At 72.2% G+C, this 16,004-nt stretch carries 18 protein-coding genes; 5 read left to right on the top strand and 13 right to left on the bottom strand.

What is annotated here, in order from left to right:
- Positions 1-44 precede the first annotated feature (44 nt).
- Positions 45-698: an MBL fold metallo-hydrolase gene (locus tag ACFY0X_RS26015; protein WP_387757989.1), complete on the top strand. Its 654-nt coding sequence runs from the start codon at positions 45-47 to the stop codon at positions 696-698.
- 123 nt (positions 699-821) lie between these two features.
- Here the strand turns inward: ACFY0X_RS26015 and ACFY0X_RS26010 are convergent, their stop codons facing one another.
- From ACFY0X_RS26010 to zapE, 6 genes are all read right to left on the bottom strand, one after another.
- On the bottom strand, positions 822-1,802 hold the full coding sequence (locus tag ACFY0X_RS26010; protein WP_387757987.1) for a TerC family protein: 981 nt from the start codon (positions 1,800-1,802) through the stop codon (positions 822-824).
- A 252-nt stretch (positions 1,803-2,054) separates the two neighbouring features.
- Positions 2,055-2,633, bottom strand: a complete 579-nt coding sequence (locus ACFY0X_RS26005; RefSeq protein ID WP_387757985.1) for a TerD family protein — start codon at positions 2,631-2,633, stop codon at positions 2,055-2,057.
- Between the two features lie 278 nt (positions 2,634-2,911).
- Positions 2,912-5,002 (bottom strand): excinuclease ABC subunit UvrB, encoded by a 2,091-nt coding sequence (gene uvrB, locus ACFY0X_RS26000; protein WP_387757983.1) that lies wholly within the window; start codon positions 5,000-5,002, stop codon positions 2,912-2,914.
- A gap of 44 nt (positions 5,003-5,046) precedes the next feature.
- Positions 5,047-5,355, bottom strand: a complete 309-nt coding sequence (locus tag ACFY0X_RS25995) for a helix-turn-helix domain-containing protein (protein WP_387757981.1) — start codon at positions 5,353-5,355, stop codon at positions 5,047-5,049.
- Positions 5,352-5,498 carry a hypothetical protein gene (locus ACFY0X_RS25990; protein WP_387757979.1) on the bottom strand — a complete coding sequence of 49 codons (147 nt, stop codon included), beginning with the start codon at positions 5,496-5,498 and terminating at the stop codon, positions 5,352-5,354. The genes ACFY0X_RS25995 and ACFY0X_RS25990 overlap by 4 nt, the downstream gene beginning before the upstream one ends.
- A 63-nt stretch (positions 5,499-5,561) precedes the next feature.
- Positions 5,562-6,605 carry a cell division protein ZapE gene (gene zapE, locus ACFY0X_RS25985; RefSeq protein WP_387758041.1) on the bottom strand — a complete coding sequence of 348 codons (1,044 nt, stop codon included), beginning with the start codon at positions 6,603-6,605 and terminating at the stop codon, positions 5,562-5,564.
- 110 nt (positions 6,606-6,715) lie between these two features.
- On the opposite strand from zapE, the gene ACFY0X_RS25980 reads away from it, so the two are divergent.
- The 4 genes from ACFY0X_RS25980 (at position 6,716) to msrB (ending at position 9,987) form a co-directional block, all read left to right on the top strand.
- The gene (locus ACFY0X_RS25980) at positions 6,716-7,501 is read left to right on the top strand and encodes a pyrimidine reductase family protein (RefSeq protein ID WP_387757977.1); all 786 of its coding nucleotides are present in this window, start codon (positions 6,716-6,718) and stop codon (positions 7,499-7,501) included.
- Positions 7,502-7,557: 56 nt separating this feature from the next.
- Positions 7,558-8,019, top strand: a complete 462-nt coding sequence (locus ACFY0X_RS25975; RefSeq protein ID WP_387757975.1) for an indole-3-glycerol phosphate synthase — start codon at positions 7,558-7,560, stop codon at positions 8,017-8,019.
- A 109-nt stretch (positions 8,020-8,128) separates the two neighbouring features.
- Entirely contained in the window at positions 8,129-9,538 is a 1,410-nt protein-coding gene (gene murC, locus ACFY0X_RS25970; RefSeq protein WP_387757973.1) for a UDP-N-acetylmuramate--L-alanine ligase, read from the top strand.
- Positions 9,539-9,579: 41 nt separating this feature from the next.
- Entirely contained in the window at positions 9,580-9,987 is a 408-nt protein-coding gene (msrB, locus tag ACFY0X_RS25965) for a peptide-methionine (R)-S-oxide reductase MsrB (RefSeq protein WP_387757971.1), read from the top strand.
- Here msrB and ACFY0X_RS25960 read toward each other — a convergent pair.
- The 7 genes from ACFY0X_RS25960 to ACFY0X_RS25930 form a co-directional block, all read right to left on the bottom strand.
- Positions 9,934-10,746 carry an RNA-guided endonuclease InsQ/TnpB family protein gene (locus ACFY0X_RS25960; RefSeq protein ID WP_387757970.1) on the bottom strand — a complete coding sequence of 271 codons (813 nt, stop codon included), beginning with the start codon at positions 10,744-10,746 and terminating at the stop codon, positions 9,934-9,936. The two genes, msrB and ACFY0X_RS25960, sit on opposite strands and share 54 nt — an antisense overlap.
- On the bottom strand, positions 10,661-11,257 hold the full coding sequence (locus ACFY0X_RS25955) for an RNA-guided endonuclease InsQ/TnpB family protein (RefSeq protein ID WP_387757968.1): 597 nt from the start codon (positions 11,255-11,257) through the stop codon (positions 10,661-10,663). Before ACFY0X_RS25955 ends, ACFY0X_RS25960 begins: the two co-directional genes overlap by 86 nt.
- Before the next feature lie 148 nt (positions 11,258-11,405).
- A complete protein-coding gene (locus ACFY0X_RS25950) occupies positions 11,406-12,599 on the bottom strand; it encodes a cytochrome P450 (RefSeq protein WP_387757966.1) in 1,194 nt (397 codons plus the stop codon).
- Positions 12,596-13,153 carry an ATP/GTP-binding protein gene (locus ACFY0X_RS25945; RefSeq protein ID WP_387757964.1) on the bottom strand — a complete coding sequence of 186 codons (558 nt, stop codon included), beginning with the start codon at positions 13,151-13,153 and terminating at the stop codon, positions 12,596-12,598. Before ACFY0X_RS25945 ends, ACFY0X_RS25950 begins: the two co-directional genes overlap by 4 nt.
- A gap of 100 nt (positions 13,154-13,253) precedes the next feature.
- Complete coding sequence (locus tag ACFY0X_RS25940) at positions 13,254-13,607, bottom strand: DUF742 domain-containing protein (RefSeq protein ID WP_387757962.1); 354 nt, start codon at positions 13,605-13,607, stop codon at positions 13,254-13,256.
- Positions 13,604-14,035 (bottom strand): roadblock/LC7 domain-containing protein, encoded by a 432-nt coding sequence (locus tag ACFY0X_RS25935; protein ID WP_387757960.1) that lies wholly within the window; start codon positions 14,033-14,035, stop codon positions 13,604-13,606. The genes ACFY0X_RS25940 and ACFY0X_RS25935 overlap by 4 nt, the downstream gene beginning before the upstream one ends.
- Positions 14,032-15,981, bottom strand: a complete 1,950-nt coding sequence (locus ACFY0X_RS25930) for an ATP-binding protein (protein ID WP_387757958.1) — start codon at positions 15,979-15,981, stop codon at positions 14,032-14,034. Before ACFY0X_RS25930 ends, ACFY0X_RS25935 begins: the two co-directional genes overlap by 4 nt.
- Between the last annotated feature and the right edge of the window lie 23 nt (positions 15,982-16,004).

The raw sequence follows: 16,004 nt of genomic DNA, 5'->3' as shown, positions 1-16,004 counted from the left end.
GGCGCGAGGATGATCCCAGGAGCCACTGCAGAGGGAGCGAACGGATGACGTACCACGGAGCGGTCAAGGTCGGCGGAGCGCCGGACGTGCGGGAGCTGGCCCACCTGATCATCACCAAGGTGGCCGTCGGACCGTACGACAACAACGCCTACCTGCTGCGCTGCCGGGCCACCGACGAACAGCTCCTGATCGACGCGGCCGCCGACGCCCCGACCCTGCTGGAGACCGTCGGCGACGACCTCGCGACGGTCGTCACCACCCACCGGCACCACGACCACTGGGGGGCGCTGGCCGAGGTGGTCGCCACCACCGGCGCCCGGACGGCCGCCGGCCAGTACGACGCCGAGGGCATCGAGGTCCCCACCGAGCTGCTGCTCGCGGACGGCGACGAGCTGCGGGTCGGCGACGTGGCGCTGACCGTGCGGCACCTGGTCGGCCACACCCCCGGCGCGATCGTGCTCGTCTACGACGACCCCCAGGGCCACCAGCACGTCTTCACTGGCGACTGCCTCTTCCCCGGGGGCGTGGGCAACACCTGGGGCGACCCGGAGGCGTTCCGGACGCTCTACCGCGACGTCACCGAGAAGATCTTCGACGTCCTGCCCGACGAGGCCTGGGTCTACCCCGGCCACGGCAACGACACCACCCTCGGAGCCGAGCGCCCGCACCTCGCCGAGTGGCGCGAGCGCGGCTGGTAGGCCGCGCCGCCGAACGGCCGGGGCCCCCGGGACCGGAAGCGGTCACGGGGGCCTCGGCGGTGCCGGGCGCCGGCGCCGGGCTCGGGGCACCGGCGCCGGGCGTCAGGCGTCAGGCGTCAGGCGTCAGGCGTCGAGCTTCTCGCGCTCGGCCTGCTCGGCCTTCTTCGACGCCCGCAGGCTGGTGAAGGTGGTGATCGCCAGGACCACCACGATGAAGGCCAGCGAGAACGGGATGCCGATCTCCGGGGCCCACTCCGCGCCCGCCTCGTGCGCGGCGTGCAGCACCAGCTTCACGCCGATGAAGCCGAGGATCACCGACAGGCCGTACGACAGGTGGACCAGCTTCTTCAGCAGGCCGCCGATCAGGAAGTACAGCTGACGCAGCCCCATCAGGGCGAAGGCGTTGGCGGTGAAGACGATGTACGGGTCCTGGGTCAGGCCGAAGATGGCCGGGATCGAGTCCAGCGCGAACAGCACGTCGGTGGTGCCGATCGCCAGCATGACGATCAGCATCGGGGTGATCAGCCGACGGCCGTTCTCCCGGACGAACAGCCTGGTGCCGCGGTAGTCCTCGGTGGCCGGGAAGCGGCGGGTGATCGACTTGAGCAGGCGGTTCTCCTCGAACTCCTCCTCGCCCTCCTCCTCGGCGCGGGCCTCCTTGATCAGCTTCCAGGCCGTCCAGATCAGGAAGCCGCCGAAGATGAAGAACACCCAGGAGAACTCGGAGACCAGCGCGGCACCGCCGGCGATGAACACCGCCCGGAGCACCAGCGCGATGATCACACCGAACATCAGCACGCGCTGCTGGTAGATCCTGGGCACCGCGAACTTGCCCATGATCAGGATGAACACGAAGAGGTTGTCGACACTGAGCGACTTCTCGGTGATGTACCCGGCGAAGAACTCGCCCGTCGGCTCCGCGCCGGAGTGCCACCAGAGGAAGCCGCCGAAGAGCACCGCCAGGGCGACCCAGACGGCCGTCCAGATCCCGGCCTCCTTGATCGAGACCTCGTGCGGCTTGCGCCCTCCGATGAAGAAGTCGGCCACGACCAGTGCGATCAGCACCAGGATCGTGGAGACCCACATGGTTACGGAAACGTCCACTACTGCTCCTCCGGCAGGTAGGCGAGACAGTCATCGTCACTGCCGGAGGTCTCTTCCGCCCATCGGGCCAGCGCCCCGGGGTGCCGCGACGGGCATCCGTGATGACGGGGTCGGCTGTCGAGGAATACTCCCCTCCGCTGTCAACGAGAGTAACAGGAGCTCCAAGGAAAGGTAAAGAAGGTAAAGACCGCGGAGCTGCCGGGGCCGGCCCGCGGGAACCACCCGGGCTGACGGGCCACCCGGGCGGCACGGCTACAGGAACGGGTCGATCGCCGGCAGCAGGTCCTGGAAGGTCCGCCCCTTGGCCGGCGCGCCGATCGCCTGCATCTCCCAGCCGCCGTTGCCGTCCCGGACCACCTTGGCCATGATCTGCCCCGTGTGCGGCCCGCCGCCGGCCAGCTCGTAGCGGGCCAGCTCCAGGCCGGTGGTCTCGTCCACCAGCCGGCAGTGCGCCCGCTCCACCTCGGCGAAGGTCTGCCCGGTGTACGAGCTCACCGTGAACACCACCTGGGTGATGTTCACCGGCACGTGCACCAGGTCGACCAGGATCGCCTCGTCGTCCTCGGCCCCGGAGCCGCCCTCCAGGTTGTCGCCGGTGTGCCGGACGGAGCCGTCGTCGCTCTCCAGGTGCGAGAAGAACACCACGTCGGACGGCGTCTTCTCGGCGTACAGCAGCGCCGAGGCGTCCAGGTCGATCTTCCGGGTGCGGCTGCCGAACAGCCCGCGCTTGGGGGCGGCCTGCCAGCCGAGGCCCATCCGGACCACGGTCAGGGCGTCGCCCTGACCCTTCTGGAGGCTGACCCGCTGCCCCTTGGCCAGGTTCACCGACACGACGTTGCCCTCTCTGCCGGCCGCGCGGTCACACCCGCGCGGCTCCACGGTGGAACACCCCGTCGCCGTCCCCCGGCTGAGGCCCCCTCTGCGTACGGCCCGCAACCCCGTCCCGAGGGCACGATGCCGCAGGCCAGCCTAGGGCCTGCGGCACCCCGGCCTCTCCCGGGTTTCCCCGTTTGTGGCAAGGCTGAGACACCCGCGGACTTGACCGGTGCCATTCCGGCCAGTGCCGGTCGCCGCGCGGGTCTCCCCTCCGGCGCGCCCCTCCGGTGCGACTACGCCACACCGGCCTCGCGCATCTGCCGCAGCTCCTTCTTCAGTTCCTTGACCTCGTCGCGCAGCCGGGCCGCGACCTCGAACTGGAGGTCGGCGGCGGCCGTGTGCATCCGCTCGGTCATCTCCTGGATCAGGTCCGCCAGCTCGGCGGCCGGGAGGGACTTGGCCGGCTTGCGCTCCCCGCCCAGCGCCGGCACCGGGGCCTTGCCCTTGCCCTGGTTGCGGTACCCGGTGGAGAGCAGCTCGTCGGTGTCCACGTCCTCGCGGGCGAGGGTGTCCAGGATGTCGCCGATCTTCTTGCGCAGCGGCTGCGGGTCGATCCCGTGCTCCTTGTTGTAGGCCTGCTGCACGGCCCGGCGGCGGTTGGTCTCGTCGATGGCCTTCTCCATCGCGGGGGTGATCTTGTCCGCGTACATGTGGACCTGGCCGGAGACGTTGCGGGCGGCGCGGCCGATCGTCTGGATCAGCGAGGTGCCGGAGCGCAGGAAGCCCTCCTTGTCCGCGTCCAGGATCGCCACCAGCGACACCTCGGGCAGGTCCAGGCCCTCGCGCAGCAGGTTGATGCCGACCAGCACGTCGTACCGGCCCGCCCGCAGCTCGCGCAGCAGCTCCACCCGGCGCAGGGTGTCCACGTCGCTGTGCAGGTACCGGACCCGGATGTCCAGACCGAGCATGTAGTCGGTGAGGTCCTCGGCCATCTTCTTGGTCAGCGTGGTGACCAGGACGCGCTCGTCCCGCTCGACCCGCTTGCGGACCTCGTGCACCAGGTCGTCGATCTGGCCCTCGGTCGGCTTGACGATCACCTCGGGGTCGATCAGGCCGGTCGGGCGGATGATCTGCTCGACCTGGCCGTCGCCGCGCGACAGCTCGTACGGGCCCGGCGTCGCCGACAGGTAGACGGTCTGGCCGATCCGCTCCAGGAACTCCTCCCACTTCAGCGGGCGGTTGTCCATCGCGGAGGGCAGCCGGAAGCCGTGCTCGACCAGGGTGCGCTTGCGCGAGGCGTCGCCCTCGTACATCGCGCCGATCTGCGGGACGGTGACGTGCGACTCGTCGATGACCAGGAGGAAGTCCTCCGGGAAGTAGTCGAGCAGGGTGTTCGGCGGGGAGCCCGGCTCGCGGCCGTCGAAGTGCATCGAGTAGTTCTCGACGCCCGAGCAGGTGCCGATCTGGCGCAGCATCTCGATGTCGTAGGTGGTGCGCATCCGCAGCCGCTGGGCCTCCAGCAGCTTGCCCTGCTTCTCCAGCCGGGCGAGCGTGCCCTCCAGCTCCTTCTCGATGCCGGTGATCGCGCGCTCCATGCGCTCGGGGCCGGCCACGTAGTGCGAGGCGGGGAAGACGTGGACGGAGTCGTCCTGGCTGATGATCTCGCCGGTGAGCGGGTGCAGGGTGTACAGCGCCTCGATCTCGTCGCCGAACATCTCGATCCGGACGGCGAGCTCCTCGTAGACCGGGAAGATCTCGATGGTGTCGCCGCGGACCCGGAAGGTGCCGCGGGTGAAGGCCACGTCGTTGCGGGCGTACTGGATGTCGACGAAGCGGCGCAGCAGGTCGTCCCGGTCGATCTCCTGGCCGACCTTGAGCCGCACCATCCGGTCCACGTACTCCTGCGGGGTGCCGAGGCCGTAGATGCAGGAGACCGAGGCGACCACGACCACGTCCCGGCGGGTGAGCAGCGAGTTGGTGGCCGAGTGGCGCAGCCGCTCGACCTCCTCGTTGATCGAGGAGTCCTTCTCGATGTAGGTGTCCGTCTGCGGGACGTACGCCTCGGGCTGGTAGTAGTCGTAGTACGAGACGAAGTACTCGACCGCGTTGTTCGGCAGCAGCTCGCGGAACTCGTTGGCCAGCTGCGCGGCCAGCGTCTTGTTCGGCGCCATCACCAGGGTGGGGCGCTGCAGCTTCTCGATCATCCAGGCCGTGGTGGCCGACTTGCCGGTGCCGGTGGCACCGAGCAGCACGACGTCCTTCTCCCCTCCCCTGATCCGCCGTTCCAGCTCGGCGATCGCCGCCGGCTGGTCGCCGTTCGGCTGGAAGGGGCTGACGACCTCGAAAGGCGCCACGGACCGCTCAATACTCGTGATGGGACGCACGCCTCCACCGTACGACCCACCACCGACAACCGGGGCGGCTACGGTCAGGCCGCGTGGGCCTCGAACCTTATGGCGGGCGCGCGGGCCGGGTCGATCCGGACCACGGAGTCGAAGGCGGCGGCCAGCATCTCGATCAGGGGGAGCGTCGGATCCACCCCGCTCTCCTCGATGCTCTCGACCGTCTCCTCGCTCAGTCCGGCCCGCTCGGCGAGCTGGGCCGGGCTCCATCCCAGCGCGGAGCGGCGGGCGTACACAGCCTCGGCCAGCGCCATCCGCCGCCCCGCCGCCCGGTACTCCTCACTCTCGCGGTGCTCCGGTGGCACGACCCACCGCGTGTGATAGCCACTGCTCACCGCTGCTCCTCCCGGTCGTAGACCTCGTGGTCGGCAGCACGTTCAGCGGCGCGATGTTCCGGGAGCGAGCAGTTCTGGAGCCAGATCCGGACCTCGGGCTCGATCTCGACCGAGTAGCCCGCTCCGGACCCTTCACCGGCCATGCGTCCCCCTTCGCTCCGCCAGGGAGCAACGCGTGACCGGCGTCGGGGTTACGGGCGCGGGTCCTACTTGGCGCTGTCCCGGGCGAGGGCGACCAGGCGGGAGATGGCGCGCAGGTACTTCTTGCGGTAGCCGCCGCGGAGCATCTCCTCCGGGAAGACCTGGTCGAACGGCAGGCCGGAGGCGGTGATCGGCAGCTCGCGGTCGTACATCCGGTCGGCCAGCACGACCAGGCGCAGCGCGGTGGACTGGTCGTCGACCTGCCGGACGCCGCGCAGGCAGACCGCGGTGACGTCGTCCAGCAGCGCGCCGTAGCGGCTGGGGTGGACGGCGGAGAGGTGGGCGAGCAGGGCGTCGAAGTCGTCCAGCGAGGCGCCGGGGGTGCGGGCCGCGGCCGCGCCGACGGCCTCGTCGGTGTACGGCGGCGGGGCGTCCGGCAGGCCGCGGTGGCGGTAGTCCTGGCCGTCGATCCGCATCGGGCGGAAGTGCGCGGACAGGCCCTGGATCTCGCGCAGGAAGTCGGCGGCGGCGAAGCGGCCCTCGCCGAGCTTCTCCGGCAGGGTGTTCGAGGTGGCGCAGAGCTTCACGCCGTTCTCGACCAGCCGGCCGAGCAGGGTGGAGACCAGCACGGTGTCGCCCGGGTCGTCCAGCTCGAACTCGTCGATGCAGAGCAGCGTGTGCCCGGAGAGGGTCCGCACGGCCTGCTGGAAGCCGAGCGCGCCGACCAGGTTGGTCAGCTCGACGAAGGTGCCGAAGGCCTTGGGGCCGGGGGCGGCGTGCCAGAGCGAGGCGAGCAGGTGGGTCTTGCCGACGCCGTAGCCGCCGTCGAGGTAGACCCCGGCCGGGCCGGTGGGCGCGGGCGCGGAGCGGCGGAACCAGCTGCGCTTGGGCGCGGAACCGTTTCCTCCGCCGAGGGTGGCCGCGAACTGCTCCAGGACCTGGACGGCCTCGTACTGGCTCGGCTGGGTCGGGTCCGGGAGGTACGTCCCGAAGCTCACGTCGGCGAACCGGGGCGGCGGGACCATCTCGGCGACCAGCCGCTCGGCGGGCACGACGGGGCGGCGGTCGGTGAGCGCGATCGGGGAGCCGGACACGGGTGCGGCGGCTATCGGCTCGGTCGCGGTTGCGGAGTGGGAGGCTGCGGGCACATCAGTAGAGGGTACGCCTGCCCCGTACGCGGTCCGAACGGCCCGCGGCCCCGCGGTGGAAGACTGGGTGCATGCAACAGTTGATCAGCCCGCTGAGCGGGCGGCTCGCCGATCCGGCCGCACTGGAATCGCTCGCCGCCGTGTACGCGTACCCCGAACAGGTGAATCAGGGGCGCCCCTGGCTGCGTGCCAACATGGTGACCGGTCTGGACGGCGGGGCCAGGCTGGACGGGCTGTCCGAGGGGCTCTCCGGGGACGCCGACAAGCGGATCTTCGGGGTGCTGCGGGCGCTGTCGGACGTGGTACTGGTGGGCGCGGAGACCGTCCGCGCCGAGGGCTACCGGCCGGCCCGGGCGCGCAGGGAGTTCGCGGCGGCCCGGACGGCGGCCGGGCAGGCGCCCGCCCCGGCGATCGCCGTGGTGACCCGCTCGCTGCAGCTGGACCTGACCGCGCCGCTGTTCACCGAGCCGCTGGTCAGGACGGTGGTGATCACCACCGAGGACGCCTCGGCGGAGCGCCGCCGGGCGGTCGCCGAGGTGGCCGACCTGGTGGTCGCCGGCACCGGCTCGGTGGACCTGCGGGCGGGCGTGGCCGCCCTGGCCGAGCGCGGCTGGACCCGGCTGCTGACCGAGGGCGGCCCGCGCCTGCTGGGGCAGCTCACGGCGGCCGGCCTGGTGGACGAGCTGTGCCTGTCGCTGGCCCCGCTGCTCACCGGCGGCGACGCGCCGCGCATCCTGCACGATGCCCGAATGCCGGACGTGCAGCGGATGCGGCTGGTCTCATTGATCGAGCAGAAAGGATTCCTCTTCACCCGCTACCTGCGTCACCCGGGTTCGGATGACCCCGTGACCCCCTGATCGTGATCCCGTTATGCGATGCCGGGGCCCGGGGGCCGGCCACTGGAAGGACTCACGTGTTCAAGACGGTACTGATGATCGAAAAGGCTCTCTCCGACGCGGACGTGGAGCTCGTCACCACGCTCCACGGCGAGGAGAAGGTGTCCTTCGTCGTCCTGATGCAGCCGCGCGGCAAGCAGGACGAGCTGCTGCGGGCGCTCGACGACGTCGCCCTCGGCCACCTCGACAAGGTGGTGCACGAGCACGACGAGTCCGAGACCGCGCCGACCGTGGCCAGCGAGTCGCTGGAGCACAGCCTGCGCCACCTGCGCTCGGCCGGCGCCGAGGCGGTGGGCGAGCTGGTCGAGGAGAAGCCGCTGGAGCGGCTGCGCACGGTCGTCGAGGAGCAGCGGGCGGACGAGGTGGTGGTGCTCACCTCGCCGCACTTCGTGGAGGAGTTCTTCCACCGCGACTGGGCCTCCCAGGCCCGGCACAAGGTGGGGGTCCCGGTGCTCCGACTGTTCGCCAGCGACTCCTGAGCGACTCCTGGCCCGGAGCGCCGGTGGTGCAGAATCGTCCTTGCGGTCCGCCCGCGAGGACGATTCCGTCCGCCCGACCTGTCTGCCCCCGCCCGTACGGAGCCACGCCTTGAACGACGCCGCGCACGACCTGCACGCCCCGCACTTCATCGGCATCGGCGGCGCCGGGATGTCCGGCCTGGCGAAGATCCTCGCCGTGCGCGGGGCCAGCGTCTCCGGCAGCGACTCCAAGGAGTCCGAGACCGTCCTCGCGCTGCGCGCCCTCGGCGCCACCGTGCACGTCGGCCACGCCGCCGAGCACGTGCCGGACGGCACCAGCAGCGTGGTCGTCTCCAGCGCGATCCGCGCCGACAACCCGGAGCTGGTCGCCGCCCACGAGCGCGGCATCCCGGTGGTGCACCGCTCCGACGCGCTGGCCGCGCTGATGGGCGGCCGCCGGGCGCTGGCGGTGGCCGGCACCCACGGCAAGACCACCACGACCAGCATGCTCGCCGTCGCCCTCGGCGAGCTGGGCCTGGACCCGTCCTACGCGATCGGCGGCGACCTCGACGCGCCCGGCTCCAACGCCCACCACGGCGCCGGCGGGATCTTCGTCGCCGAGGCGGACGAGAGCGACCGCAGCTTCCACAAGTACGCGCCCGAGGTGGCGATCGTGCTCAACGTGGAGCTGGACCACCACGCCAACTACGCCTCGATCGAGGAGATCTACGAGTCCTTCGAGACCTTCGTCGGCCGGATCGTGCCCGGCGGCACCCTGGTGGTCTCGGCCGACCACGACGGCGCCCGCGAGCTCACCTCCCGGGTGGCCGGCCGCGAGGACCTGAACGTGGTGACGGTCGGCTCCGCCGAGGACGCCGACCTGCGGGTCCTGTCGGTGGTCGCCCACGGCATGACCAGCGAGGTCACCGTGCTGCTGGACGGCACCGAGCTGGCCTTCACCGTCTCGGTGCCCGGCCGGCACTACGCCCACAACGCGGTGGCCGCGCTGGCCGCCGGCGTCGCGCTGGGCGTCCCGGCCGCCGACCTGGCCAAGGCCCTCGGCGCCTACACCGGCGTGCGCCGCCGCCTCCAGCTCAAGGGCGAGGCCGGCGGGGTCCAGGTGATCGACTCCTACGCCCACCACCCCACCGAGATGACCGCCGACCTGGAGGCCGTCCGCGAGGGCCTGACCGGCAGGGGCCGGGTGCTGGTGGTCTTCCAGCCGCACCTGTTCAGCCGCACCCAGCAGCTCTCCGAGGAGATGGGCCGGGCCCTGGCCCTGGCCGACGCCTCGGTGGTGCTGGACATCTACCCGGCCCGCGAGGACCCGATCCCCGGCGTGACCAGCGAGCTGATCCTCGACGCCGCCCGCCGGGCCGGCGCCGAGGTCACCGCCGAACACTCCTTCGCCGCCGCCCCCGCCCTGCTGGCCGGCCTCGCCCGCCCGGGCGACCTGCTGCTCACGATGGGCGCCGGGGACGTCACCAACCTGGGGCCGGAAATCCTGCGGCACCTCGCGAACGTTGCCTCCAACGTCTGACCCACGTCCGTCCGACGTACGCCGCGACCGGGAGCCGTGAGATGAGCTACGAGATCGAGAAGACCGAGGCCGAGTGGCGCGCCCAGCTCAGCCCCGAGGAGTACCACGTGCTCCGCGAGGCGGGCACCGAGCGCCCGTTCACCGGTGAGTACACCGACACCAAGACCGTCGGCGTCTACGGCTGCCGGGCCTGCGGGGCCGAACTGTTCAGCTCCGAGACCAAGTTCGACAGCCACTGCGGCTGGCCGTCCTTCTACGATGCGCGCAACTCCGATGCCGTGGAACTGCTGGAAGACAACAGCCTCGGCATGCGCCGGGTAGAGGTCCGCTGCAAGCGGTGCGGCGGGCACCTGGGCCACGTCTTCGAGGGCGAGGGATACGGCACGCCGACGGATCTACGGTATTGCATCAACAGCATCTCCCTGACTCTGAAGCCCGTTGGAGACTGAGCCGACCAGCGCTACTGCTTGACTCCCTCCCCGCTTCGACGAGCGAGGATTCCGGTCGCGTCCGCCGCATGCGGTGGACGCGACCGGCGGTTGGCGCTTCACAGACCGGGCAGCCCCGAGGCCTCCACGCCCTGGCACCGCATGCCCTGCGGCGCTGAGGATGTTCTTCGCGGCATTCACATCAGCGTGTTCGGCGTGTCCGCAGGCAGCGCATCGGAAGTCGGCTTGGCTCTTGCGCGACTTCCGGTCCAGATGCCCGCACACATTGCATTTCTGGGATGTGTACGCCGGGTTCACCAGCACGACGAGTGTGCCGGTGGTGCGCCCTTTGTTGCGAAGCGCGAGTTCGAACAGCTTCCAGCCCTTGTCAAGAATGGACCGATTGAGGCCGGCTTTCTGCCTGACGTTTCGGCCCGGTTCTTCACCGGTTCCGGACGCTCTGGCGGTCATGGACCTGATGCGCAGATCCTCCAGAGCCACCAGTGCGTTCCGGTTCGCGATCGTGTTCGCCGTCCAGGCGCAGAAGTCCGCGCGTCGGTTACGAGTCCGAGTCGTCAGAGCTCGGATCGCCACCACCGTTTCTCGGCGGCGGTTACTCCCTTTCCTCTGCCGCGCCAGTTTTTGCTGTAGCCGACGCAGTCTTGCGGTCTCGCCCGGCGTGACAAATGGTCGATCATAGAACTCGCCGTCCGATGTCGTTACGGCTACCTTCACTCCTCTGTCGATGCCGATGGCGCGACCAGGCAACGGGTGCCCCATCGGGGGTGGGCTGTCCGTCCTCGATCTGAAACGAGATGAACCAGTGCCGCCCCCGACGAGCAACCGTCGTCGACCTAACACAACCGCCAAGCGGTCGAGACCAGCGGAACCGAACCCAACCGAGCTTGGGGAACCGCACACGGCCCCATTTGCGGCCAATCCTCTCAACCGCGATCTGCTTCGCGTCCGGGAAGCGGAACGATGGCGACCACCGCCTCCTGGACCGCCACCGCACGCCGAATGTCCCGCGCTCCCGGCAGGCTCGTTCAAGGTCTCGCAGTGTCTGTTGAAGAATATGAGAGGGGGCCTCTGCCAGCCATGGGAACTCTCGCTTGGCCTCGGCCAGCTCCGCCGCCTGCGGCACGTAGTTCATCCATGCGTCGCGCCGCCGATACTCACGTCGCTGTTCCAAGGCAGTGTTCCACACGGCCCGACAGATATCGCCAAAACTGCCGCACAGCTCGACCTGGCCAGTCGTCAGCTCGAGTCGATATCGCCGCCCGAACAACATAGTCGCAGACCCCGTTCGAACCGTGAATCCGTAAGGTCGACCCCAATCGAGCCGACAAGGCACCCAGGCGGCACCGGCGATGGAAATCGCCCACGAACTGAACGCAAGTCACCGAAAATGTCCAACGTTGCGCTATCACGCCCCCGCCTCAACCATTCACCGGTTCGAAGCGGACCGGGAGGTGCGTCAGCGCCCGGTGGAAAGGGCCCGGGCGCCAGAGCAGCTCCTCGGCGGGGGTGGACAGTTCGAGGTCGCTGAGGCGGCTGCCCAGCTGCTCGATGGCGGTGATCGCGATCAGCAGGGCCGGATCCCGGGCCGGACAGGCGTGCGGCCCGGCCGCCCAGGCCAGGTGGGCGCTCTCGCCGCTGCGCAGGCCGCCGTCGCCGGTCGGCGGCGCGGCCTGGGAGTTGGCGGCCGCGTACGAGACCAGGACCAGCGTGCCCGCCTTGATCTCCCGGCCGTGGAAGGTGATGTCGTACCGCGGGTAGTGCGCCGAGAGGTTGGCCATCGGCGGCTCGTGCCAGAGCACCTCGTCGATCGCCTGGTGGGCGGTCATCGCGCCGCCGAACAGCGAACCGGCGTAGCGGGCGTCGGTGAGCAGGCGCAGCAGGGCGTTGCCGATCAGGTTGGTGGTCGGCTCGTGCCCGGCGATCAGGGTCAGGGTGATCTGCCGGATCACCTCGTCGTCGTCCAGGCCGACCGGGTGGGTGACGTACCAGGAGGCGAGGTCGTGCCGGGGGCGCTCGCGGCGCTCGGCGACCATCGCGGTGACCACCGCCAGGAGCTTGCCGTACGAGGCGCCGGCCTTCGCGGTGGACTCGATCAGCCCGGTGATCGCGGCCACCACCTCGGCCCGCTGCTCCTCCGGCACACCGAACCAGGTGGTGAGCACGAAGGCGGGCAGCTGGCGGGCGTACTCGGCGATCAGGTCGGCGTGCCCGACGGCGGCGAAGCGGTCGATCAGCCGGTGCGCGGTCTCGGCGACCTGGCGCTGGAGCCGGTGCGGTTCGAACAGCGCGAGGGCGTCGGTGATCACCGCCCGGTAGCGGGCGTGCGTCTCGCCGTCGCTGAACAGCGCGGTCGGGCGGTAGCCGAGCACCGGCAGCAGCGGGGAGTCCGGCGGGACGGTCCGCTGCCAGGCCCGGGAGTCCTTGGAGAAGGTGTCGGTGTCGCGCAGCAGGTCCAGCGCGGCCTGGTAGTCGGTGACCAGCAGGGCGTCGACGCCGGGCGCGACCTCCACCGGGGCGACCGCGCCGTGCCGCCGCAGCCGCTCGTAGACCAGCTGGGGGTCGGCGGCGAAGGCCGGGCCGTGGATCGGGGTCGGGCGGGACTCGGCGGTCACGGCTGCTCCGGGGTGGCGGGGGCGGCGGGCAGGGCGTCCAGGACGTGCTCGGCCAGCGCGATCAGCGTGTCCAGGCTGCTGTCGCGGTCCCGGGCGTCGCAGAGCAGCAGCGGGGTGGCGGCGTGCAGGTCCAGGTGGGTGCGCAGCACCTCGACCGGGTGGTCCGGTGCGTCCGGGAAGCGGTTGACGGCGACGGCGTACGGCAGGCCCTGCTCCTCGACCATGTCCATGATCTCGAAGGAGTCGGCCAGCCGGCGGGTGTCGGCGAGCACCAGGGCGCCCACGGCGCCGCGGGCGATGTCCTGCCAGAGCGGGAAGAAGCGGCGCTGTCCGGGGGTGCCGAACATGTAGAGCACGACGTTGCCGGGCAGGGTGAGCCGGCCGAAGTCGACGGCGACCGTGGTGGTGCTCTTCCCCGGCAGGCCGGCCAGGTCGTCCACCGGGCGGCCGGTCTCGGTCATCGCCTCCTCGGTGTGCAGGGTGGCGATCTCGGAGAGGGTGCGGATCAGGGTGGTCTTGCCGACCCCGAACGGGCCGGCCACCACCAGCTTCATCAGCGTCTGGTCCCGGTCGGGCAGATAGCCGACCCGGCCCGGCTGCTCCGCCCCTGCGGGCCGTCCTGTCTGGTCTTCCGGGCCCGGCCGTCCGGCCGGGTCACCGGAGCGCACGGAGTCCAACGAGGAGCCTCTCGACGATGGAGCGGTCGGTCTGCTGGGCACGCGGGATCGGCGCGCGGGCGTGCAGGCAGCCCGCCTCGACCAGGTCGGCCGCGAGGAAGACGGTGGCGCTGACCGGCAGGCGCAGGTGCGCGGCGGCCTCCACCACGGTCAGCGCGCCGGGGCGCAGCAGCTCCCAGAGCCGGCGGTGTTCGGGTTCGAGGGCGTCCGGCGGGTCGGCGCGGTCGGCGAACAGCACGGTGAGCCGCTCGAAGCCCTTGGTGCCGGGGCGGCTGCGGCCGCCGGTGGCCAGGTAGGCGGGCACCATCCGCCTGCGGGGGGCGGCGGTCATGACCGGTCGTCGTCGTCCTGCCGCCGGGCCGGGCTCGCGAGCGCGCGACCGAGGGCGGCGACCTGCAGCTGCATCTGGTAGGCCACGTTGCCGAGCTGGGCGTCCGGAGAGGTGAACACCGCGAGCGAGGTGTTCTCCCCGGCGGGCACCACGACGGCGTAGCCGAGATCGGACTCCACCACGGTCTGGGCCAGCCGGGGCCGCTCGGCGGCGGTGAACGCGGCGGTGAAGGCCCGGGCGGCGGCGTGCACGGTGGCGGTCATCGCGGCGACCCGCTCGGCCGAGGCGCGCTCCAGACCGCCCGAGGCGCCCTCGACCAGGCCGTCCCCGGTGGCGATGACCGCGTGCAGCACCCCCGGCAGCTCCAGCAGCGGGGTCAGCACCCACGAGATCTCGTCGGTGGCGGTCGGGCTGGGCGTGCTGCTCACTGCTCGGCTCCTTCTGAGGTCGGACCGGCGCCGCGGTCGGCGGGGGCGCGGCCGGCGGTGGTGTCGCCGGAGGTGGCGGGGGTGCCGGTGGTGCTGTCGCTGCTTGCGGGGGTGCCGGTGGTGCTGTCGCCGCCTGCGGGGGCGGCCGGGCCGGGCGCGGCACCGGCGGCGGCCTCCTCCCGGGCAGCCCGGGCCACGGCGGCCCGGCCGGAGTCGGTGCCCCGCTGCAGCGCCTGCCAGTGGGCGGCGGCCTGCTCGGGGGTGCGTTCGGCGGCGGGGACGGCGGGAGCGGGCTCCCCGGCGGCCGGCCGTTCGGCGGTCAGCGGACGGCGGCGGCGCCGGGTGGGCAGGCCGGTGCCGTCGTCGGCCGCGGGGGTCTCGGCCACGGGAGTGCCCGTCCCGGGGGTTTCGGGCGCGGGGGTTTCGGGCGCGGGGGTCTCGGGCGCGGGGCCGTCCGCCGCGGGCCCGTCCGCGACCGGATCGGGGACCACGCGGATGGCCGGCGCCGGGTGCGGGCCCGGCTGGTCGTGGCGGTCGGCGAGCCGCGGGCCGTCCGGCTCCTGCGCGTCGCGCATCGGCGGGACGGCCGCGACGGTGGGCGCCGGGGCCGGCCCGGCACCGGCCCGCAGCGGCAGCGGGGTGAGCACCGACAGCGGCTGCTCGTCGTCCACCACGGTCACCAGCGCCGCCGGGATGCGCAGGATGGTCCGCATGCCGCCGTACGGCGAGGGCTCGATGTGACAGGAGAAGCCGTACTGCCGGGCCAGCTTGCCGATCACCGCGAAGCCGGTCTTGGGCGGGTTGCCGAGCTCGGTGAGCAGCATGTCCGGCGGGCCGGCCAGCAGCCGGCGGGCGCGGCGCAGCTGGTCCTCGTCCATGCCGATGCCGCTGTCGTCGATGATCACCAGCGCGCCGCGGCCGCCCTGCTGGACGGTGACCGGGACGTCGGTCTCCGGGTGGGAGTACGCGGTGGCGTTGGCGAGCAGCTCGGCGAGGGTGACGGCGACAGGCTCGGCGGCCCGGGCGACCACGGCGAGGCGCTGCTCGCGCAGGTGGTTGGCGACCTTGATCCGGGCGTAGCCGGGCACCCGGGAGAGCGCGCCGACGACCACCTCGGCGAGCGGCGAGTCGGTGCGGGCCAGGCCCGGCCAGGCCTCGCAGAGCACCGCGACGGTCTGGATCCGGCGCAGCGCGACCTCGTTGCGGAAGTCGACCTCCAGCAGCCGGGGGTCGTCGTTCTCGTGCTGGAGCTGCTGGACCAGGCTCTGGATCTGGTACAGCAGGGTCTGGATCCGGGAGGTGGCGCCGCGCATGGCGGCGCGGGCGGCGGCGTCCACTCGTTCGCGCTCGTCGGCGAGCGCGGCCTGGGCGGCGTCCAGCACGGCCTGCAGTGCCCGGACGGCCTCGGGGCCGACGGCCTGCGGGTCCAGCGGGCCGACCAGCGGGGCGTTGGTATGGGTGAGCCGTACGGCGGTGGCGGCGATCCGCTCCTGGGCGAGGTGGCCGATCTCGGCGAGCAGCGCGGCACCGCGGGCCTCGGCCTCGGCGAGCAGCGCGGCCCCCCGTGCCTCGGCCTCGGCGAGCGCGCGGTCGGCCTGCTCGGCCCGGGCGGTCGCGGCGGCACCCTGCCGCACGGCGTCCCGGGCGGCGTCCTCGGCCTGCCGGGCCGCCTCCCGCGCCTCGCGGGCGCCGTCCTCGGCGGCCCGGGCGCGCTCCTGCGCCCGCCGGGCCTCCTCGGCGGAGCGCCGGGCGGCCTCCTGCGCCTCGCGCTGCTCCTGCTCGGCGCGGGCGAGCCGGCCCTCGGCGGCCCGGGTGCGCTCCTCGCCCCGGTCGAGCGCGGCCTCGGCGGCCGTCGCCCGGGCGACGGCCCCGGCCCGGCCGCGGGCGAGCACGGCCGCGGCCACGGCGGCGACCAGCGCCAGGACGATCAGCGCGATCTGCGTCATCGGAGTCCTCGGGAGTGCTTGCT

The sequence above is a fragment of the Kitasatospora sp. NPDC001547 genome, assembly GCF_042894165.1.
Classification (GTDB): domain Bacteria; phylum Actinomycetota; class Actinomycetes; order Streptomycetales; family Streptomycetaceae; genus Kitasatospora.
Note: the sequence above shows the minus strand (reverse complement) of the source record. Positions and strands in the feature narration are given on the sequence as shown.